Consider the following 19,318-nt stretch of genomic DNA (forward strand, 5'->3'; position numbering starts at 1 on the left):
TTAGAGCCCCCGCTCGCGTTGCCAGGGCCTTACCTGCTGTCCTTCGCTCAGTTGCTGCACACCTGCGCTGACAACCTGTTCTCCGGCATTGAGGCCCGACGTTACCGCAAGCCCGGCACTGCTTAACTCTGCTACCTGAACCAGGCGCTGGCTAACGGTGCCCGTGTCGGGATTGTACACCCAGACAAATTTGTCCTTACTGCTGACACTTTGCTCTGACGGGCTAAAAATTGCGCTGGGTGGAATATAACTGACGTTATTTTCATAGCGGCTTATCTTATCCATTTCCGCAATAACGTTGGCCGTCATACCAGACAGTAAATTAAAATCCTGTGGCGTAGGCATGGTAAACACAACCTTATAACTGTTTGTCGCTGGATCAGGCCGTGCGTCCCACTCTTTGACTTTGGCACGGTAGCGAAACTCAGGGTGCGAATCAAAGATCACTTCAGGCTGATAATCGAGATCTTTCCTGACGTTAGAAATCACATCCTCAGGCACCTGGATAACAATATCAACATTATCGCGCAGCTGCAGCTCAAGCACAGGCTGCTGCGCAGCGACATTTTCATGATTATCAACCAGTTGCCTTGAAATAATACCCGTAAACGGTGCATGCAACTCGGTATAACTTAATGATGCTTTGCTGGTTTTTAAATCGGCGGCTGCCACCTGAAACTGTGCTTTTGCTTCATCAAATACTGACTGCGACACCAGCTTCTGGTTAATCAGCTGCTCTGAGCGCTCAAATTGGGTTTTTGCCAGCTCGTAGCGTGCACTCGCCTGCTCTACAATCAGGGCAAAATCAGTTTCATCCAGCTTAGCGAGCAGCTGGCCATCAGTAACGGTTTGTCCTGGCCGCACCAGAATTTGGGTCAGCTTGCCGCTGACCCGAAATCCCAGCCTGACATTTTCACTGGGCTCAACCACGGCCGGAAACTGCCTTATCACGCCAGCACCGCCATTACTGACGGTATATAACTTGACCGGCCGTATGCCTTCAGCCGAGGCTTGCTCTGGTGCAGGCTCACAGGCGTTTAACAATAATACTGACGACATTAAAAAACAGGGTAACAAAACCGTAGAAATAGATTTGGCTGGCATAATTAAATTCCTGCGAGGCAGCACGATAAATGTCGCAATTACAGCAACATATGAAGTAACAGTTTGAAAAGTATAAACCTGTTACCGGCTTTCAGAAAGAAAAAACCCGCCATAAATGGCGGGTAAATCAGGGCAACCTACAGCTAACTAATCAGAAGCGGTATGTTACGCCCAGCTGGTATAATTCTTCACTGGTATCCAGATAGTCAAACACCACCGCCGCACTAAGTGCCAGCGTAGGTTGCAGATACCAGCTGCCGCGCACCGTCACGCTGTCTTCGTCAGCATTTACCACGTCATCAGATGTCCAGTCATACGCTACACCTACAGCGATATTGCGGCCGAAGTAATAATCTGCCGCTACACCGAATTCAGATTCATCTTCATCTTTTACATCCATGTAATGTGCTTCAATGTTGATAAAGTTACCATTTTCCAGCGCAAGTAACTTCTTGGTGCTGATACCATATTCAGTTTCGCTGCCCGCACCATCCTCCCGGTAATGGCGGGCATCCAGTTTAACCAGCCAGTCACTCTGAATAAAATAGCCACCGCTTAGCAGCACAACCCGATCGTCAGTACCATTTAACTCAACTAACTGTGCAGAGGCATAAAAGTTATGGCTGGCATCTTTATATTCGCCACCGATGTTCCAGCCGCTGATGCTGCGTTCAGTCGCGCCTGTATCAATATTGAGATAGTTATAGCCAGCGTTAACACTGCTGCTACGGCTTAAAAAGCCAGCCTCGGCATAGGGCGCTTTGTTGCCCGTACTGACCGGCGCCAGATAAAAGCGATGTGAAAGCGTCCATTGCTGTAAATCACCACCAGAGGTATCAAGCCAGCCAAAGCTGGCATCGCTCTGATGCTGAAAAGTGTTAGCGAAAGCGGAAACGGAGAAAGCTGCGATAAGTGTTGCCAGAAAAGTCTGCTTCATAACTGTCCTTAAAAATACCAATGCTTAGGGCCTTTGCACCTTGCAAGGCCGCGCGCATCCTAACAGTTATGTCTGAACAAACAATTAACTGATTGTATAAAAACAGTTTAATTTGCAAGCAAATGCGTCGTTGTTACAAAGCGTGATGAAAAACCATCCAGCTGCGACTAAATTTCAAGCAATGCCTGTTTCAGCAAGTGCACCTGATCACGCAATTTAGCCGCCTGTTCAAACTCAAGATCTTTCGCATGTTGCAGCATTTTCTGCTCCAGTTGCTTTATATCCGCCTCAACCTGATAAGGCGTTTTACCTTTTATCAGCCTGGCTTTTTCAGCGACCATAGGTAAGGCCGGCGCAGCGTCCTGCCCCAGGTCCATCACATCTGCCACTTTCTTTTTAATGGCAGTAGGCGATATGCCATGTTCAAGGTTGAACTGTTGCTGCTTAGCACGACGGCGCTCAGTTTCGTCTATGGCTTTTTTCATCGAACCGGTAATGCGATCTGCATACAGGATAGCCCTGCCCTGCAAGTTACGCGCAGCACGGCCAATAGTCTGGATAAGTGAACGTTCAGAGCGTAAAAACCCTTCTTTGTCGGCATCCAGAATCGCGACCAGCGACACTTCCGGTATATCAAGCCCTTCGCGGAGCAAGTTAATACCGACCAACACGTCGAATACGCCAAGGCGCAGATCGCGGATAATTTCCATCCGCTCCACAGTATCAATATCCGAATGCAAATAGCGCACTTTTACGCCGTGATCATTCAGATACTCGGTTAAATCTTCCGCCATTTTTTTTGTCAGTGTCGTGACCAAAACCCGCTCCTGTCGCTGTGCACGGATAAAGGCCTCGGATAACAAATCGTCCACCTGAGTAGCAACAGGGCGGATCTCTATTTCCGGATCCACTAAACCGGTAGGCCGGACTACCTGCTCAACGACTTCACCAGCGGAATGCTCCAGCTCATAAGCCGCCGGCGTGGCAGAAACATAAATTCGCTGCGGTGCTATTGCTTCAAACTCATCAAATTTCAGCGGCCGGTTATCCAGCGCCGACGGCAAACGGAAGCCATAGTTAACCAGATTCTCTTTACGTGAACGGTCTCCTTTATACATCGCACCTATCTGGGAAATAGTAACGTGAGACTCATCAATAAACATCAGGCCGTCTGACGGGAAATAATCCAGCAACGTTGGCGGCGGTTCGCCATTGGCACGGCCGGATAAATAACGGGAATAGTTTTCAATACCAGAACAATAACCCAGCTCAACCATCATTTCGATATCAAACAAGGTGCGCTGGCTCAGCCGCTGCTCTTCGACCAGCTTATTATTTGCCAGTAGCTCATCACGGCGCTGTTTTAACTCAAGTTTTATTTCATCGACTGCGGCCAGAATTTTTTCCCGCGGCGTAACATAGTGCGTTTTGGGGTATACCGTATAGCGGGTGACAACCTTCTCTACAGCACCGGTTAGCGGGTCAAAAATACTTATCCGCTCAATCTCTTCATCAAACAATTCGACCCTGACTGCAACATCATCTGATTCAGCAGGAAAGATATCTATCACATCACCACGCACCCTGTAGGTTGCGCGCTGAAAATCAATGTCATTGCGACTGTATTGCAACTCGGCCAGACGGCGCAGAATAAAACGCTGATCAACAATGTCTCCCACTTTAAGATGCAGCAGCATTTTCATATAGGACTCAGGATCACCCAGACCATAAATCGCCGACACCGAGGCAATAATGACCACGTCACGCCGCTCCATCAGTGCCTTAGTCGCCGATAACCTCATCTGCTCGATGTGCTCATTTATCGATGCATCTTTTTCAATAAAAGTATCGGTTGAGGGCACATAAGCTTCTGGCTGGTAATAATCGTAATACGACACAAAGTACTCTACGGCGTTGTGGGGGAAAAACTCTTTCATTTCACCATACAGCTGTGCCGCCAGCGTTTTGTTGTGCGCCATAATCAGCGTTGGTCTGTCGACCTTTGCGATGACATTGGCCATGGTGAATGTCTTTCCTGAGCCGGTTACACCTAATAGCGTCTGATGAGCAAGCCCTGCTTCCAAACCTTCTACCAGTTTAGTGATCGCCTGCGGCTGGTCTCCGGCAGGCTGGTATTGTGAAACCAGCTCAAATGCGCGTGTCATGCAGTAACCTCCTGTGAATTGCGTACTACAGCGCGGTTAAACCAACGCCAAGCCAGCGTTGCGGTAAATACATTCGCCAGCACACAGCCGATAAATAAACCGGTTATGCCATAAAGCTTGCCCCCAAGCCAGGCAAAAGGCACATAAAACACGAACAACCTGATCAGGCTTAATACCAGGGCACTGCCGGGCAAATGCAACGCATTAAAAGAAGAATTCGTTAAAATAGTAATGCCCTGTAAGCCATAGGCCAGCGGTACTATCCAGATAAACTGGCATAAAATCCTAATCACTTCAGGCTCATCGCTGAACAGTGTAGCAACCGGATAGGCCAGCACGGCCAGCAGCAGATAGATACCAAACTGCCATAGCATGACAAACCGGGCACATAACCGGTATGCCTGCTGTACCCGCGACATCAAACCTGCACCATAATTCTGACTAACAAAAGGCGGTAATGTCATTGAGAGTGCCAGTACCACCAGGCAGGCAATACTCTCCAGCCTGGCACCCACGCCAAATGCCGCTACTGCAGCCGCGCCATAACTGGCCATGATGGCTGTTAATATACCCATCGCAAGGGGTGTCAGCATATTTGCCCCAGCCGCAGGTAAACCAATACGCAAAATTTTGCGGCAAATACTCAATAGCAACACCGGTTTAATCCAGTTGGTTGCGATTAACCCACGCTTTACCAGTAAATACAGTATGAGTGCAGAACCAAATACCCAGGAGATAACAGTCGCAATGGCAGCGCCATGCATTCCCATTGCAGGAAATGGCCCGACACCAAATATCAGTATCGGGTCAAGTACAGCATTCACCAGGCCGGAGCAAGCCATAATGATACTCGGCGTTTTCGTATCGCCTGAGGCCCGCAGTACAGCATTGCCCACCATAGGCAGCACCAGCAATACCGCACCACAAAACCAGATATCCATGTATTGGCGGATGTAACTTAGCGTGTCGGTATCAGCACCTAATGCGGTAAACAAGGGTACGGTAAACACGTAACCCAGTACCGCCAGCACAGCAACGAGCACCGCCGACAAACACAAAGCGACCTGACCATCGGTCCTTGCCTCTGTCAGGCTGCCCGCCCCCAATGCTTTTGCAATAACGGCGGAGGTACCAATACTTAAACCTATTGATAAACTGATTAAGGTAAAAGACACCGGAAAGGTAAAACTGATTGCCGCAAGCTGCACCGTTCCGAGCATACTGATAAAAAAAGTGTCAACCAGGTTAAATGTCATTAAGGTGATCATGCCAACCAGCATAGGCAACGTCATCGCGACCAATGTTGGCTGAATATCATCTTTTGTCAGTGAATATGAGGCTTTTTTAGTGGTCATAAATTCAGGCTGGAGTGTTGGTAGTGCTATTGTAGAGAAAAGCGCCACGGCAAACCATGCTGTTTTGTCCTGATTTTCCGCCTTCCGGCAGTATTTAGCTTAATTAGCAAGTTGGAAAATAGTTCACAATTCCGCCGCCACTGACTTTTATCTGTCATAAGCCGTAGGAATGACAAACAATAAAAACATAAACATTTGTTTTAAAACACAATTAATTTTCATCGCAACTTGCTTGACGACCAGCAAAGCCAGCAGAATCAAGACATACATCTACTACGTCTCAACTCATTCACAGAGTTATCCACAGAAACTGTGGGTAACTCTCTATAGTCCTTATAATCTGGGGTAAATTCTGAAGCGGCAGGTATCTGTCACCTGACCGTTTTTCCAGCAAAGTTTAACGTGCAAATCAGGGGCTTTGTTCAAACATTACGCAAGTAATCCAAGTTCGTGAAAATCAGTGATTCAAAGTGTTGACAGGGGGTATAGCTGGCATTAGTATTGCGCCCCGTTGAATGCTGTTCCCTAGTAGCTCAGTTGGTTAGAGCGGCGGACTGTTAATCCGTAGGTCACTGGTTCGAGTCCAGTCTGGGGAGCCAACAGCATAATAACAAAGAGTAGTTTTACCCTTCCCTAGTAGCTCAGTTGGTTAGAGCGGCGGACTGTTAATCCGTAGGTCACTGGTTCGAGTCCAGTCTGGGGAGCCATCTTTATATGTAATCTTCAATTCCCTAGTAGCTCAGTTGGTTAGAGCGGCGGACTGTTAATCCGTAGGTCACTGGTTCGAGTCCAGTCTGGGGAGCCATTTATACTGTCTGTATTTTCCCCCTGCTTGTCGTAATTTGTATATTTATCACTATTTTTTTGATTTAATTAGCTTTCTATTGCAGCTGCCTAAAACTATATTATGCATTAGGACAAGGAAGCTGGTTATATCTGGTGGTCAATGCTTATGAGAATATTGCGAACTTTACTTATCAGTCAGTTACTGTCAGCACTTGTGCTTGCCGGTGCGGCGATGGTTGTTTTGGTCAAATACACCCAACAGCAACTAAACAGTTCTGAAGATAACGTCCGAATCGCGATTGAGCAAATTCTGAATCATCATATTACCGGTGACGGTAAGGTATTGAGCCGTCAGTTAGATCGCAGTTTTAATCTTAAGAAACTACGCATCAGTCAACTGGATGGCACCGTTTTGCATGAGCAGAATAGCAATGCAGATGGAGCACCGGTTGCCACACTGCTGCTGCAACTTTTTGGCACTGAGTTTAAACAACAAACGCTGCGCAATCAGGAGCAGAACATTCAGCTCAGTTATCAGTTGGATTTCACGGCACGCCTGCAACAATTTCAAATTATGCTGTTAATTCTGGTACTGCTGCCGTTTTTGTTAGGCTGGATACCTGTGCTGTTAAGCAAAAGCAGTATTAGCCGCAGTTACCGGCGCACTACATCGGCAGTTAATGAGTTAATTGACCGCTTTATTAAGGATCCGCAAAAGGCTGAGCCAGATTGGCAAAAGATCCCCGCCGAATTTTCAGATATCAATATCGCATTGCAAAAATTGGCACACTATACCCGTAGCCAGTTTAACGAAATGACCGCCAATGCACAGCATATTGCGGAAGAAGCCTACAAAGATCCGGTAACCGGTTTGCCGAACCGTAATCGTTTTGTGCAATATTACGAAGAAAACATCCGCCAGAACGAGAACAACGATTTCGGCATTTTTGGCATTACACGGTGTACCGAATTACAGACGCTTAATCAAACCCGTGGCTTTCAGGAAGGTGACACTTATGTACGCGAAGTGGCCGAGCTGATTAAAAAGCTGTGCGGCTCTTACAAAGATCACCGGGTCTATCGGCTTAACAGTTCAGATTTCGGCATTTTGTTACCAAGGGTAACGCCAAAAGAAGCTGAGAACTTTGCACTGCAGCTGCAAAGCAGGCTAAATGAGTACCAAAAAAACGCAGAGCTTGATTCTGTTGCCTATACCGGCCTGGTCAGCTATGAAGCCGGTAAAGCCTTGGGTGAATTACTCGCCATTGCCGATACGTCTATCAGTTTGGCGCAAACTAAACAGCCTAATGCCTGGCATCTGCAAAAAGAGTCTGCCGCGATGGAAATGTCCAGTGGTGGCTACGGTAACCAAAACTGGCGCAATGTGATTGACGATGTGCTGACTAACCATCGCATCAGCTTACTGACCCAATTAATACAGCCATCCAACCGCTCTGCCAAGGCCTATTCCGAAATCCTTGTTAGGTTCAAAACGCAGGAAGGTCAGATATTACCTACAGCATCATTCTTGGCGATGGCCGAAAAACTTGATCGGATAGTTGCAGTTGACCGGCTGATCATTGAAACAGCCTTAACGACAATTAAAAATAAAAACCTTCAGGATCAGTATTTTGGTTTGAACCTGTCTGCCCGTTGTCTGCATGATGATCAGTTTATTATCTGGCTGGAACGACGCTTGTTAAAAGATGCACATATTGCTGCCAAGCTAATTTTTGAAGTAACTGAATTTGGCATGCAGCAAAACCTGAAAACCAGTAAGCGCTTTATCGATATGGCTCACCGCGCAGGTTCCCGCGTCACGGTAGAAAAATTCGGTGTTGGTATTACATCATTCAAGTTTTTCCGCGATTTAAAACCCGACTACGTAAAAATGGACGGCAGCTATACCCGTCATATTAATGAAGATAAGAACAATCAGTACTTTATGCGCCTGATGATAGATCTCGCTCACCGTATCGGTGTGGGTGTCTTTGCCGAGAGTGTCGAAACCCAGGAAGAAAAGCATATGCTGGAGTCTTTATTTATTGATGGCAATCAGGGCTATTACGTTGGAAAGCCGGCTGCGCTTTAGTGGTAAAATGCAGCTGTCATTCTGCTACAGCTGCAACAACCCTAGGATTTATCAGGTTGTGTCGCTGTTAGCTTAATAGCATAATATGGCCCTCATTTTTCCCGAGCGATACGATGACTGAATTTCTGTTGTTGTTAATCAGTACCGTACTGGTGAACAATTTTGTGCTGGTAAAATTCCTCGGCCTCTGCCCTTTTATGGGCGTGTCAGGCAAGCTGGAAACGGCAATTGGCATGTCACTGGCTACTACCTTCGTTTTGACACTGGCGTCTCTGTGCAGCTATTTGGTGGATTATTACCTGCTGGCACCGCTGGATCTGCTCTATTTGCGCACGCTGGCGTTTATTCTGGTTATTGCTGTAGTAGTGCAATTTACTGAAATGGTGGTGCATAAAACCAGCCCGACGCTGTACCGATTGCTGGGCATTTTTCTGCCTCTTATTACCACAAACTGCGCCGTATTGGGTGTGGCACTTTTAAACGTAAACGCCCGGCACAACTTTGTAAATTCGGTCGTGTATGGTTTTGGTGCTGCTGTTGGCTTCTCTTTGGTGCTGATCCTGTTTGCTGCCATGCGTGAAAGATTGGCGGCTGCTGATGTACCGGTCCCTTTTAAAGGTGCGGCCATTGCCATGGTAACAGCGGGCCTGATGTCATTGGCCTTTATGGGCTTTACCGGATTGGTGAAAGCCTGATGACATTGCTTACTGCTCTTATTGCTATCGGTGTGCTGGCGCTGCTGTTTGGTGCTGTGCTGGGTTATGCTGCTATTCGCTTCAAAGTGGAAAGTGATCCTTTAGTTGACCAGATAGATGACATACTGCCCCAGACACAGTGCGGCCAGTGCGGCTATCCGGGCTGCAAACCCTATGCGCAGGCTATTGCTGACGGCGACGACATTAACAAGTGCCCGCCTGGCGGCGAAGCAACCATCCGTAAACTGGCCGATTTACTGGGTGTTGAAGCCAAACCACTTAACGCCGCCCAAACCGAAAATGTAAAGCGTGTGGCCTATATCCGTGAAGATGAATGTATAGGTTGTACTAAATGTATTCAGGCCTGTCCGGTCGATGCCATCGTGGGGGCATCCAAACTAATGCACACGGTATTGGTCGACGAATGCACCGGCTGTGACCTCTGTGTTGAGCCTTGCCCGGTAGATTGTATTGATATGATCCCACTCGCCAGTACACCAGAGCGTTGGAAATGGGATTTAGCAGCCATTCCGGTTCGGATGGTGGAGTAACGCCATGCCCAGTTTATTTAAGCAAATTCAGGCCGGTACTATCTGGGATTTCCACGGTGGCATACACCCGCCGTCACGTAAGCAAAATACCAGCCAAAAACCGGTCGCAGTAATGCCACTGCCCGACCGGTTATATATCCCGCTACGTCAGCATATCGGTGTCGCCGGCCAGTTATTGGTAAAAACCGGTGAGCGGGTGTTAAAAGGTCAGCCGTTAACCAGTGCCGACAACTCTATGACCGTGCCGGTACATGCACCGACTTCAGGCTTAGTCCTGCAAATAGCACCTCATACCAGCCCCCACCCATCCGCGTTACCTGAACTAACGTTAGTACTCGAGCCAGATGGTCTGGATGAGTGGCGCGAGCGTGAGCCACTCAACTTCGCCAGCTGTGACAAAATGCAGCTGCTTAATAGGATCCAGGAGTGCGGTATCGCCGGTATGGGCGGTGCGGGTTTCCCGACTCATTTAAAAACCGGTGGTAACCAGCCGGTAGATTATCTGATCATCAATGCCGTTGAGTGCGAACCCTACATTACAGCAGATGACTTACTGATCCAGGAAGCGGCTACCACTATTGTCAAAGGCATCGACATCCTGTGCCGGCTGTTAAGCCCCAAAGCCGTGTTGATTGGCATTGAAGATGATAAGCCGATCGCTGCGGCAGCTATGATGGCGGCCTGCAGTCAGCGTGAACACTATTACGTACGCACTGTGCCAACCAAATACCCTTCGGGTGGTGAAAAACAACTGATCCAGTTGCTAACCAATAAAGAAGTGCCCAATGGCCGCCGTCCACTCGATATCGGCATTGTGATGCAGAATGTCGGTACGGCGTTTGCCATTGCGCAGGCCGTTCTGGATGACCACCCTCTGATTTCACGCATTGTTACAGTAACCGGAGACACGCTAAGCCAGCCGCAAAATGTTATAGCGCTGATTGGCACACCGGTATCAGATTTATTGCAGTACTGCGGTTTTCAACCCGAGCCGGTGCAACGGGTTATCATGGGTGGCCCGATGATGGGCTTTACACTGCCGGATTTAAGCGTACCAGTCGTTAAAACCACTAACTGTATACTGGCGCCAACAGCAAAAGAGATGCCGGCACCCGCCCAAGAGATGGATTGCATACGCTGCAGCGCCTGTGCCGATGCCTGCCCTGCCAGCCTGTTGCCACAGCAGTTACTCTGGTACAGCAAAGCCAAAGACAATGATAAGCTCAAAGAATACAATCTGGCAGACTGCATTGAATGTGGTGCCTGCGCCTACGTTTGCCCCAGCGAAATACCGCTGGTGCAATATTATCGGGTCGCCAAAGCAGACATTCGCGAACAGCAGCGCGAAGCCTTAAAAGCTGAGCAAGCCAAAGCCAGATTTGAAGCGCGCAATGCCAGGCTGGAACGTGAAAAGCAAGAGCGGTTAGAGCGTAACCAACAACTTGCAGCTGCCCGCCAGCAACAACAGCAAGCATCTGGTGCCAATACGGCTGTTGCGGATGCGCTGGCCCGTATTAAAGCAAAACAAACACAAGCAGCAGCGCCGGATGAAGAACGAAGTCAGGCACAGCTGCAAGCTGAGCGCGAGCTGAAAAAACAGCAGGCCAGAGAATACCAGCAACAAAAGGCACAGGCTGCCCAGCAGCAAGCTGACGCAGAGGCTTCATCTGTACAGCAGCAACCCACTACTGCAGCGGCATCAGATAAAGCTTCAGCTGTGGCAGCAGCCATAGCACGCGCTAAAGCGAAAAAGGCAGCGCAACACTGTGAGTCAGATAACGCTGATAATACCGCGAAAAGCGCTGACAATGCGGATGTGCAACACCAAACCGATCCGCGCAAAGCGGCCATTGCTGCTGCCATTGCCAGAGCTAAAGCAAAACAGCAGACACAACAAGTGCAGGACGCCACTGCTGATAACAACGCTGAACCGGCTGGCGAGGTTGCTTCACCACCGCCGGCTACTGAATCCGACCCGCGTAAAGCGGCCGTTGCGGCAGCACTGGCCCGGGCCAAAGCTAAGAAAGCTCAGGATAGCGCAAAGGGTAATGAGCAGACTGAACAAGTTACCTCAGCGCAACCAGCCGAGCCCGATGAAGCTGGCAAGAGTATTACCGCTGCATCTGAGCCGTCTGATACAGATACCGATCCACGTAAAGCTGCGATAGCTGCAGCGATTGCACGCGCGAAAGCCCGTAAACAAGCCGACAGTGAGAAGTCATGAGTTTTAAAATAGCCAGTTCGCCACATCAGCATAGCCAGCGCAGCACATCGCAGCTTATGCGCCTGGTTGTGCTGGCCTGCATACCGGGCATTGCGGTGCAGGCAGTGCTATTTGGTTATGGTGTATTAATTCAGTTATTGCTTGCAGTGATCACAGCCTGGCTCAGTGAAGCGCTCGTATTAGTATTACGCCGTAAAGCCGTATTGATCAGGCTAAAAGACAACAGTGCTATGCTCACTGCGGTATTGCTGGCAGTAGCTATTCCGCCCTATGCGCCCTGGTGGATAATTGTCATCGGTACGGCTTTCGCCATTATAATGGTAAAGCAACTGTATGGTGGCCTGGGTAACAACCTGTTTAACCCGGCGATGGCGGCCTATGTGCTGCTATTAGTCTCTTTTCCGCTGCAAATGACCCAGTGGCTGCCGCCCCTTTCCTTGCAAAGCGTGACACTAACGCCACTTGATGCCATATGCAGTATTTTTACGCAGTACAGTTGCAGCGGTTTTAGCCTGGCACAACTGCAGGCCAACGTTGATGGCGTAACCATGGCGACACCTTTGGATACCGTAAGAACCGGTCTTAACCGTGGCCTGACTCTGGACGAAAGCCTGCAAAACCCGGTGTTCTTCGCCTTTGCCGGTGCTGGCTGGTTGTGGGTTAATCTGGCTTATCTGGCTGGTGGTTTACTGTTAATTCAGCAAAAAGTCATCGGCTGGCGTATTCCGGTAGCAGTATTGGCAAGCCTTTTTATACTATCAGCAGTCGCCAGCCTTGCGTCTCCAGACAGTATGACAGGGCCGCTGTTTCACCTATTTAGCGGCGGCACCATGCTGGCGGCCTTTTTTATCGCAACCGATCCGGTATCCGCTTCAACCACCAACAAGGGCCGGCTGATATACGGCGCGCTGATTGGTTTATTAGTGTTTCTTATCCGCAGCTTTGGTGGTTATCCGGATGCGTATGCCTTTGCCGTGTTGCTGGCCAATATGGCGGTACCGCTTATTGACTACTATACCCGGCCGCGAACTTACGGCCACAGACAAAGGAGCGAGCTGAAATGATAAAGGCAATCAGCAAAAATGCTCTGGCGTTGGCCGGTGCAGCAGCATTTTGTGTCGCTATTCTGGGCCTGGTAAACCAGCAAACCGCACCACGTATTGAACAGCAGCGTCAGGCCAGCAAAATGGCAATACTGACTGAAGTGCTGCCAGGCATTAATGTGACATCTTCGCTGTTAAAGGACTGCATACTGGTGCAGGATGAACAGCTTTTAGGCCGCCCCGGCAAGCAGCAGCTATATCGCTGGCGTGACGGTAACGAACTGCACGCCTACATTCTTGAAACCACAGCGCCCGATGGCTATAGCGGCAATATCGATTTAATTGTGGCGCTTCAGCCTGATGGCACGGTATTGGGCACCCGGGTGCTAAACCATCAGGAAACACCGGGGCTGGGTGATAAAATTGAAGCCCGCCGCTCGCCTTGGATTTTCAATTTTAGCGGCAAAGTAGTAACAGCAGACAATGCCGGAAAATGGGCAGTACGCAAAGACGGTGGCGATTTTGATCAGTTTACCGGCGCCACCATTACACCTCGCGCCGTTGTTAAAGCGGTGCGCAATGCCGTACTCTATGTGCAGCAACATGCCGAGCTGGCCACCCAGGCTGCCAATTGTGCGCAATAACAAGGTAGAGTAACAATATGAGTCAATTTAAAGAGCTGACAATACAAGGGCTGTGGAAAAACAACCCCGGCCTGGTTCAGCTACTGGGCCTGTGTCCTCTGCTGGCCGTAACAGCTACCGTAACCAATGCGCTGGGTTTGGGCGTCGCAACCTTGCTGGTGCTGGTTGGTTCAAACGTTGCGGTATCGCTGGTACGCAATCATGTTGCCAGCGAGATCCGCATTCCGGTGTTTGTGTTGATTATTGCCAGCCTGGTTACCGTGGTGCAACTATTAATGAATGCCTATACCTTTGGTTTATATCAGTCGCTGGGTATTTTTATCCCATTAATCGTCACTAACTGCGCCATTATTGGCCGGGCTGAAGCTTTTGCGTCAAAAAACCCGCTACTACCTTCGGCATTAGACGGTTTTATGATGGGTCTGGGCTTTATGCTGGTACTGCTGGTATTGGGAGCTATGCGCGAACTGCTTGGCCAGGGTACCTTATTCGATGGTGCCGACTTATTGCTTGGTGATTGGGCGAAAATGCTTCGCATCGAGGTTTTTGCAGTCGACAGCCATTTTCTATTAGCCATGCTGCCACCCGGTGCCTTTCTGGGTATGGGCTTATTAATCGCGCTGAAAAACGTTATTGATAACAAGCTTAAGCAAAAACAAACCATTGAAAAAGGCAGTATCGCCCGCGCCCGGGTTACCGGCGCTGCGCAGTAAACTGCCGGATAACAGATGAACAAACAAAAACGTATAGAAATATTAAGCCGGTTGCGCGAAGCAAACCCTGAGCCTACGACTGAGCTTGAATACAGCTCGCCTTTTGAACTGCTGATAGCGGTTTTATTATCAGCACAGGCCACAGATGTCGGAGTCAATAAAGCCACCAGACACCTGTTTCCGGCAGCCCGAACGCCACAGGCCATGCTGGATTTAGGCGTGGATGGCGTTAAACATTACATTAAAACCATCGGCTTATTTAATACCAAAGCCGAAAACGTCATTAAAACCTGCCGCATTCTGGTTGAGCAACATGGTGGTGAGGTTCCCGAGAACCGCGAAGCTTTAGAAGCCCTACCCGGCGTTGGCCGTAAAACGGCTAACGTGGTGCTGAACACTGCCTTTCGCTGGCCAACCATAGCGGTAGACACCCACATTTTCCGTGTATCTAACCGTACCAAACTGGCACCGGGTAAAAACGTTGATGAAGTCGAGCAGAAGTTGCTTAAAGTGGTGCCAGACGAGTTTAAACTCGACGTGCACCACTGGCTTATCCTGCATGGCCGCTATACCTGCGTAGCGCGTAAACCTAAATGTGGCTCTTGTATCATTGAAGATTTATGTGAGTTTAAAGACAAAACTGAATAGTGATATTGCTAGTAACTTACCATTCTCTATATCTGCAGCGTTTAAAGTAGGTCAATAGTTGTTACTTATTGACCTAACAACACATATGCTATCAGCACAAATTTTATACTATTTTAATCACCACTTTGCCTTTAGCGCGGCCTTGCGCCAGATAATCCAGTGCATCTTTTGCTTGTTCAAATGGAAAAACTTTGTCGATCACCGGTTTAACTTGCCCTGTTTCAAGCAATTTGCCGATTTCGTTAAGCTGAACACCATCAGGACGAACAAACAAAAATGAATAGCTGACCTGATGTTTTTTCGCTTGCGCTATGATTTTACGACTCATTAAGCCAAAGACAAATTTCAGTATAAAGTTTAACTTACGAGCCTCTGCAAAGGCTTTATCCAGCGGGCCGACCAGGGAAACAATTTTACCGCCGGGCTTGAGAATGCCGATTGATTTCTCAATCGCATCGCCTTTGATTGTCCCAAGCACCATATCGTAACCGAGCAGCACTTTGTCAAATTCTTGTTTGGTGTAATCAATCACCTGATCGGCTCCAAGGCTTTTGACCAATGCCAGATTTTTACTACTGGTGGTAGTGGCCACTTTCGCGCCAAAGTACTTAGCCAGTTGGATTGCAAAAGTACCAATGCCGCCTGAACCCGCAGGAATAAATACTTTTTGCCCTGCCTGAATATTGGCCCGCTCTTTTAGGGCTTGCCATGAGGTAAGGCCTACCATAGGAATGGATGCAGCTTGCACAAAATCCAGATTGCTTGGTTTAAGCGCTGCCGCACTCTCAGCGACCACAGCATATTCGGCCACAGCACCGGTGCCAGTATCAAAAATACTGGCGAAAACGGCATCACCCACTTTGAAATGGGTGACCTGACTGCCTACTGCTGTCACCACACCAGCCAGATCGCTGCCGATAGTGGCGGGCAACTGAAAATGCAAAACAGGCTTAAACATGCCGGTCAGGATCATATTATCAATAGGGTTCAGGGCTGCAGCATGCACCTGTACCAGGATTTCGTTGGCTTTTAATGCAGCAGGGCGGGCAATCGTGGCCAGTCCGACATCGGGCGACTTGCCATAACGCTTAGGGGTAAAAGCTTGCATGCTTTGATTCGTCATTTATTTATACTCCACAGGTATAGATTGAGCTGGCCATTGCTGATTTCGCCCTGTTATTTAGCTTTGTTACTTAGTAAAAACGCGACTGCTAAAAAAGCTTCAACCACGACAGCGACCAGAATGTGAGCTGTGACTGAGCCAAACTGCCATTCTAAAATTCCGAGCGTCGCGAGGATCGAACAGGTCAGACTCAGCCCTTTAGCCAAAGCAAAGCGGGCCATGGATGCTTCGGCATTTCTGGCCAGCAGCAGCATCAACGCTATACCTGCGTAAAAAGCGGCAGCTCGGCGACTGACTAAACCAGCGCCATCTGAATACTGTACTCCCCATTGCGTAAGCATTAGCTCAGGCGCAAACATCCACACCGCACTTAAGCCAAATAACAGCACTGAGCTAAGTATGGCCAAGTGCCGGAATGTCATACGCCGTCCTCAGCGGTATCCAGCTGCAGAGTTTTACGCAGGCCTTTATCCAAGACAGAGATTGGTGCAAACCGACGTAAAAACTGTAGCTGACCTGCCGCCCTTCCTGCGGTATAACGGAGCTTTGGCGTTTGTGCCAGGGCGGCTTTTACAACCGCTTCTGCTACCACTTCAGGGCTATCACCACCCTCCATTGCCTTAGCGACCACTTTAGTAAGTTTGGCACGGATCTGGTCATACTCGGGCAGCCTGGCGTCAGGCTCGACGTTGTTTGCCTCAAACTGAGTTTTGGTAAAGGCAGGTTCAATCACTGAAACCCGAATGCCGCGAGTTCGCAATTCGTGATCCAGCGCTTCCGAATAACCTTCAACCGCATGCTTACTGGCAGCATAAAGTGCTACATAGGGCATAGGTACCAGACCAATGATCGAGCCAATGTTAATAATACGACCACTGCCCTGGCGACGCATATGAGGCACCACGGCGCGGGTCATGCGGACTATGCCGAAAAAATTAGTATCAAAAATACTTTGGGCTTGTTGCAGCGAGCTTTCTTCTGCTCCTGCCGGTGCCACGCCAAAACCTGCGTTATTCACCAGCAGATCGATACGACCTTCCCGTCGTATCAATTCAGCAACCGCTGCTTCAACAGAAGCATCGTCTGTGACATCAAGCGCTAACATAGGGAAAAGCCCTTCGCCTGCCTGGCCACCCCGTCTGCTGGTGCCATATACCGTGTAACCAGCGGCCAGTAACTTTTTGGCCGAGGCTTCACCTATGCCAGAGGATGCGCCGGTGACCAGCGCTACAGCTTTACTTTTCATAAGGTATATTCCTGCAATACGTGATTGATTAAGCTGTTTTGTAGCGTTCAGCGGCTTCGGCTTGTTTAATATCTGACAGTAGTGCCTGGCGTGTTGCATCCAGATTATCCCAGCGTTCGGCCTTGTGCAGTGGAGGTATGGTTACCCCTTCACGACGGTCAAAGCCAACCAAAGCTGCATCAACCAGTTCATCGACATGCATCATTTCGGCGAAATTACTGATATCGATACCGGCGCGTTGCCAAATCTCGGTATAGGTACCGGCTGGCAGTACGGCCTGCACATAGACGCCTTTCGCTGATAATTCCAAACTCATGCCCTGAGACAAAAACAGCACAAAGGCCTTAGTTGCACCATAGACCGACATACCGAACTCAGGAGCCAGGCCCACCACCGAACTAATGTTGACGATCGAACCTTGGCCAGCTTGCACCAATCGAGGCGCTATTGCTGCTGCCAGTCGTGTTAAGGCTGTGGTATTCAGGGCAATCAGTTGATCGATGCTGCTTGAGGTTTGCTGAATAAAGCCGCCAGACTGCGCTATGCCAGCGTTGTTAATCAGAGTATCGATACGGGAATCGTCTTGTAGCCGTTTTTCTACTTTGGCAAGATCACTGGCGTTTGTCAGATCGGCCGGCAATACATCGACATTAATGCGGTAGTCTTGTCGTAAACCTACTGCAAGTGCCTCTAGCCTGGCCTGGTCACGGGCAACCAGCACAAGGTCATGGCCACGACGGGCGAAGCGGTCTGCGTAGACTGCGCCAATACCAGTAGAAGCGCCAGTGATAAGAACGGAAGATGTCGTCATATTATGTTGCTCACAAATAGTTAGTTAAAGGCCTGCTTCGGCCAGTGTTGGGTAGTCTGTGTATCCTTTGGCACCGCCGCCATAAAGCGTTGTGGCATCAAGAGGGTTTAAAGCTGCGCCGGTTTTTAATCGTTCGACCAAATCTGGGTTAGCGATAAATGGCCGGCCAAAGGCGAATAAGTCGGCCTTCGCTTCAGCGAGCTGAGTTGCAGCCAGCTCAACGTTATAGCCGTTATTGGCTATGTAAGTTTGTTTGAAGCCTTGGCGTAGTGAATCGTAGTTAAAAGGTGCGATATCACGTGGACCACCTGTTGCCCCTTCGACCACATGCAGATACACCACACCCAGATCACTAAGCTCACTGGCCACATAATCGTATTGTGGTTGTGGATCACTGCATGAAATGGCATTAACAGGTGAGACAGGGGAAATACGCACACCAGTGCGTTCAGCTCCAATGGTTTTAATCACAGCCTGAGTCACTTCCAGCAACAAGCGGGCACGATTTTCAATGGAACCGCCGTAAGCATCAGTGCGTTGGTTAGCACCATCTTTGAGAAATTGCTCTAACAGGTAGCCATTGGCCGCATGGATCTCTACACCATCAAAACCTGCGGTGATGGCATTGGCGGCGGCCTGGCGGAAATCTTCAATAATACCCGGCAGTTCTGCCAGTTCCAGCGCTCGTGGCATGGAGACATCATGAAAACCGTTATTAACAAAGGTTTTTGTCGCTGCCCGGATCGCAGAAGGCGCCACAGGCGCTGCGCCACCAGGCTGTAAATCAACATGAGAGATACGACCAACGTGCCACAGTTGCACAAATATTTTTCCACCCTTGGCATGCACTGCGTCCGTCACTTTACGCCATGCATCGATCTGAGCCTGAGTGTAAATCCCCGGAGTATCCTGGTAGCCCTGGGCTTGCGCTGAAATTTGCGTAGCCTCGGTGATGATCAGGCCAGCTGATGCGCGCTGTGCATAGTAGGTGGCGGTAAGCTCGCTTGGTACTAAGCCTGCTCCGGCACGATTACGTGTCAGTGGTGCCATCACGATGCGATTGGCTAGTTTGAGCGAACCAAGCATATAGGGTTGAAATAAGCTGTTGTTTGTCATGTTCTGGGTTTTCCATTTTGGTGCTGGGAATACTCATTATGATGATGGTCATAATCTAAAATGTC

The 19,318-nt window shown here is 49.1% G+C and carries 17 protein-coding genes and 3 tRNA genes; 11 read left to right on the forward strand and 9 right to left on the reverse strand.

Annotated features, from left to right (window positions below; genetic code table 11):
• The 4 genes from AC5SV9_RS01800 to AC5SV9_RS01815 form a co-directional block, all read right to left on the reverse strand.
• Entirely contained in the window at positions 1–1,104 is a 1,104-nt protein-coding gene (locus AC5SV9_RS01800; protein WP_475151496.1) for an efflux RND transporter periplasmic adaptor subunit, read from the reverse strand.
• Between the two features lie 151 nt (positions 1,105–1,255).
• Positions 1,256–2,041, reverse strand: a complete 786-nt coding sequence (locus AC5SV9_RS01805) for a putative porin (RefSeq protein WP_475151498.1) — start codon at positions 2,039–2,041, stop codon at positions 1,256–1,258.
• A gap of 167 nt (positions 2,042–2,208) precedes the next feature.
• Positions 2,209–4,206 (reverse strand): excinuclease ABC subunit UvrB, encoded by a 1,998-nt coding sequence (gene uvrB / locus AC5SV9_RS01810; RefSeq protein WP_475151500.1) that lies wholly within the window; start codon positions 4,204–4,206, stop codon positions 2,209–2,211.
• Positions 4,203–5,561 (reverse strand): MATE family efflux transporter, encoded by a 1,359-nt coding sequence (locus AC5SV9_RS01815; protein WP_475151502.1) that lies wholly within the window; start codon positions 5,559–5,561, stop codon positions 4,203–4,205. Before AC5SV9_RS01815 ends, uvrB begins: the two co-directional genes overlap by 4 nt.
• Before the next feature lie 522 nt (positions 5,562–6,083).
• Between AC5SV9_RS01815 and AC5SV9_RS01820 the strand changes: the two genes are divergently transcribed.
• From AC5SV9_RS01820 to nth, 11 genes are all read left to right on the forward strand, one after another.
• Positions 6,084–6,160: transfer RNA gene (locus tag AC5SV9_RS01820), tRNA-Asn, on the forward strand.
• A 31-nt stretch (positions 6,161–6,191) separates the two neighbouring features.
• Positions 6,192–6,268 (forward strand) — tRNA-Asn (locus tag AC5SV9_RS01825).
• 21 nt (positions 6,269–6,289) lie between these two features.
• Positions 6,290–6,366 (forward strand) — tRNA-Asn (locus AC5SV9_RS01830).
• Positions 6,367–6,513: 147 nt separating this feature from the next.
• Positions 6,514–8,439 carry an EAL domain-containing protein gene (locus AC5SV9_RS01835; RefSeq protein ID WP_475151504.1) on the forward strand — a complete coding sequence of 642 codons (1,926 nt, stop codon included), beginning with the start codon at positions 6,514–6,516 and terminating at the stop codon, positions 8,437–8,439.
• A 113-nt stretch (positions 8,440–8,552) separates the two neighbouring features.
• The gene (rsxA, locus tag AC5SV9_RS01840) at positions 8,553–9,134 is read left to right on the forward strand and encodes an electron transport complex subunit RsxA (RefSeq protein WP_134054377.1); all 582 of its coding nucleotides are present in this window, start codon (positions 8,553–8,555) and stop codon (positions 9,132–9,134) included.
• On the forward strand, positions 9,134–9,685 hold the full coding sequence (gene rsxB, locus AC5SV9_RS01845; protein ID WP_331922143.1) for an electron transport complex subunit RsxB: 552 nt from the start codon (positions 9,134–9,136) through the stop codon (positions 9,683–9,685). The genes rsxA and rsxB overlap by 1 nt, the downstream gene beginning before the upstream one ends.
• A gap of 4 nt (positions 9,686–9,689) precedes the next feature.
• Positions 9,690–11,909 (forward strand): electron transport complex subunit RsxC, encoded by a 2,220-nt coding sequence (gene rsxC, locus AC5SV9_RS01850; protein ID WP_475151508.1) that lies wholly within the window; start codon positions 9,690–9,692, stop codon positions 11,907–11,909.
• Positions 11,906–12,973, forward strand: coding sequence for an electron transport complex subunit RsxD (gene rsxD / locus AC5SV9_RS01855; RefSeq protein WP_475151509.1), 1,068 nt, complete (start codon positions 11,906–11,908; stop codon positions 12,971–12,973). The genes rsxC and rsxD overlap by 4 nt, the downstream gene beginning before the upstream one ends.
• Positions 12,970–13,596: an electron transport complex subunit RsxG gene (gene rsxG / locus AC5SV9_RS01860; protein ID WP_475151512.1), complete on the forward strand. Its 627-nt coding sequence runs from the start codon at positions 12,970–12,972 to the stop codon at positions 13,594–13,596. The genes rsxD and rsxG overlap by 4 nt, the downstream gene beginning before the upstream one ends.
• 17 nt (positions 13,597–13,613) lie before the next feature.
• Positions 13,614–14,309 (forward strand): electron transport complex subunit E, encoded by a 696-nt coding sequence (locus AC5SV9_RS01865; protein WP_475151514.1) that lies wholly within the window; start codon positions 13,614–13,616, stop codon positions 14,307–14,309.
• 15 nt (positions 14,310–14,324) lie between these two features.
• Positions 14,325–14,957, forward strand: coding sequence for an endonuclease III (nth, locus tag AC5SV9_RS01870; RefSeq protein WP_475151515.1), 633 nt, complete (start codon positions 14,325–14,327; stop codon positions 14,955–14,957).
• Between the two features lie 103 nt (positions 14,958–15,060).
• Here nth and AC5SV9_RS01875 read toward each other — a convergent pair whose 3' ends face one another.
• Genes AC5SV9_RS01875 through AC5SV9_RS01895 form a run of 5 tightly spaced genes read right to left on the reverse strand, consistent with a single transcriptional unit; the run spans position 15,061 to position 19,253 of the window.
• Complete coding sequence (locus tag AC5SV9_RS01875) at positions 15,061–16,080, reverse strand: NADP-dependent oxidoreductase (RefSeq protein WP_475151517.1); 1,020 nt, start codon at positions 16,078–16,080, stop codon at positions 15,061–15,063.
• Between the two features lie 53 nt (positions 16,081–16,133).
• Positions 16,134–16,502: a hypothetical protein gene (locus AC5SV9_RS01880; RefSeq protein WP_475151519.1), complete on the reverse strand. Its 369-nt coding sequence runs from the start codon at positions 16,500–16,502 to the stop codon at positions 16,134–16,136.
• Positions 16,499–17,326 (reverse strand): oxidoreductase, encoded by an 828-nt coding sequence (locus AC5SV9_RS01885; protein WP_475151522.1) that lies wholly within the window; start codon positions 17,324–17,326, stop codon positions 16,499–16,501. Before AC5SV9_RS01885 ends, AC5SV9_RS01880 begins: the two co-directional genes overlap by 4 nt.
• 28 nt (positions 17,327–17,354) lie before the next feature.
• Positions 17,355–18,137, reverse strand: coding sequence for an SDR family NAD(P)-dependent oxidoreductase (locus AC5SV9_RS01890; RefSeq protein ID WP_475151525.1), 783 nt, complete (start codon positions 18,135–18,137; stop codon positions 17,355–17,357).
• 24 nt (positions 18,138–18,161) lie between these two features.
• On the reverse strand, positions 18,162–19,253 hold the full coding sequence (locus AC5SV9_RS01895; protein ID WP_475151529.1) for an alkene reductase: 1,092 nt from the start codon (positions 19,251–19,253) through the stop codon (positions 18,162–18,164).
• Positions 19,254–19,318: the final 65 nt, after the last annotated feature.

It is taken from the genome of Rheinheimera sp. ATLC3 (assembly GCF_059429535.1).

Bases quoted from the DNA above. Each gene is read 5' to 3' on its own strand.
- AC5SV9_RS01800 (WP_475151496.1), bottom strand. From the start codon at position 1,104: ATGCCAGCCAAATCTATTTCTACGGTTTTGTTACCCTGTTTTTTAATG.
- AC5SV9_RS01805 (WP_475151498.1), bottom strand. From the start codon at position 2,041: ATGAAGCAGACTTTTCTGGCAACACTTATCGCAGCTTTCTCCGTTTCC.
- uvrB (WP_475151500.1), bottom strand. From the start codon at position 4,206: ATGACACGCGCATTTGAGCTGGTTTCACAATACCAGCCTGCCGGAGAC.
- AC5SV9_RS01815 (WP_475151502.1), bottom strand. From the start codon at position 5,561: ATGACCACTAAAAAAGCCTCATATTCACTGACAAAAGATGATATTCAG.
- AC5SV9_RS01835 (WP_475151504.1), top strand. From the start codon at position 6,514: ATGAGAATATTGCGAACTTTACTTATCAGTCAGTTACTGTCAGCACTT.
- rsxA (WP_134054377.1), top strand. From the start codon at position 8,553: ATGACTGAATTTCTGTTGTTGTTAATCAGTACCGTACTGGTGAACAAT.
- rsxB (WP_331922143.1), top strand. From the start codon at position 9,134: ATGACATTGCTTACTGCTCTTATTGCTATCGGTGTGCTGGCGCTGCTG.
- rsxC (WP_475151508.1), top strand. From the start codon at position 9,690: ATGCCCAGTTTATTTAAGCAAATTCAGGCCGGTACTATCTGGGATTTC.
- rsxD (WP_475151509.1), top strand. From the start codon at position 11,906: ATGAGTTTTAAAATAGCCAGTTCGCCACATCAGCATAGCCAGCGCAGC.
- rsxG (WP_475151512.1), top strand. From the start codon at position 12,970: ATGATAAAGGCAATCAGCAAAAATGCTCTGGCGTTGGCCGGTGCAGCA.
- AC5SV9_RS01865 (WP_475151514.1), top strand. From the start codon at position 13,614: ATGAGTCAATTTAAAGAGCTGACAATACAAGGGCTGTGGAAAAACAAC.
- nth (WP_475151515.1), top strand. From the start codon at position 14,325: ATGAACAAACAAAAACGTATAGAAATATTAAGCCGGTTGCGCGAAGCA.
- AC5SV9_RS01875 (WP_475151517.1), bottom strand. From the start codon at position 16,080: ATGACGAATCAAAGCATGCAAGCTTTTACCCCTAAGCGTTATGGCAAG.
- AC5SV9_RS01880 (WP_475151519.1), bottom strand. From the start codon at position 16,502: ATGACATTCCGGCACTTGGCCATACTTAGCTCAGTGCTGTTATTTGGC.
- AC5SV9_RS01885 (WP_475151522.1), bottom strand. From the start codon at position 17,326: ATGAAAAGTAAAGCTGTAGCGCTGGTCACCGGCGCATCCTCTGGCATA.
- AC5SV9_RS01890 (WP_475151525.1), bottom strand. From the start codon at position 18,137: ATGACGACATCTTCCGTTCTTATCACTGGCGCTTCTACTGGTATTGGC.
- AC5SV9_RS01895 (WP_475151529.1), bottom strand. From the start codon at position 19,253: ATGACAAACAACAGCTTATTTCAACCCTATATGCTTGGTTCGCTCAAA.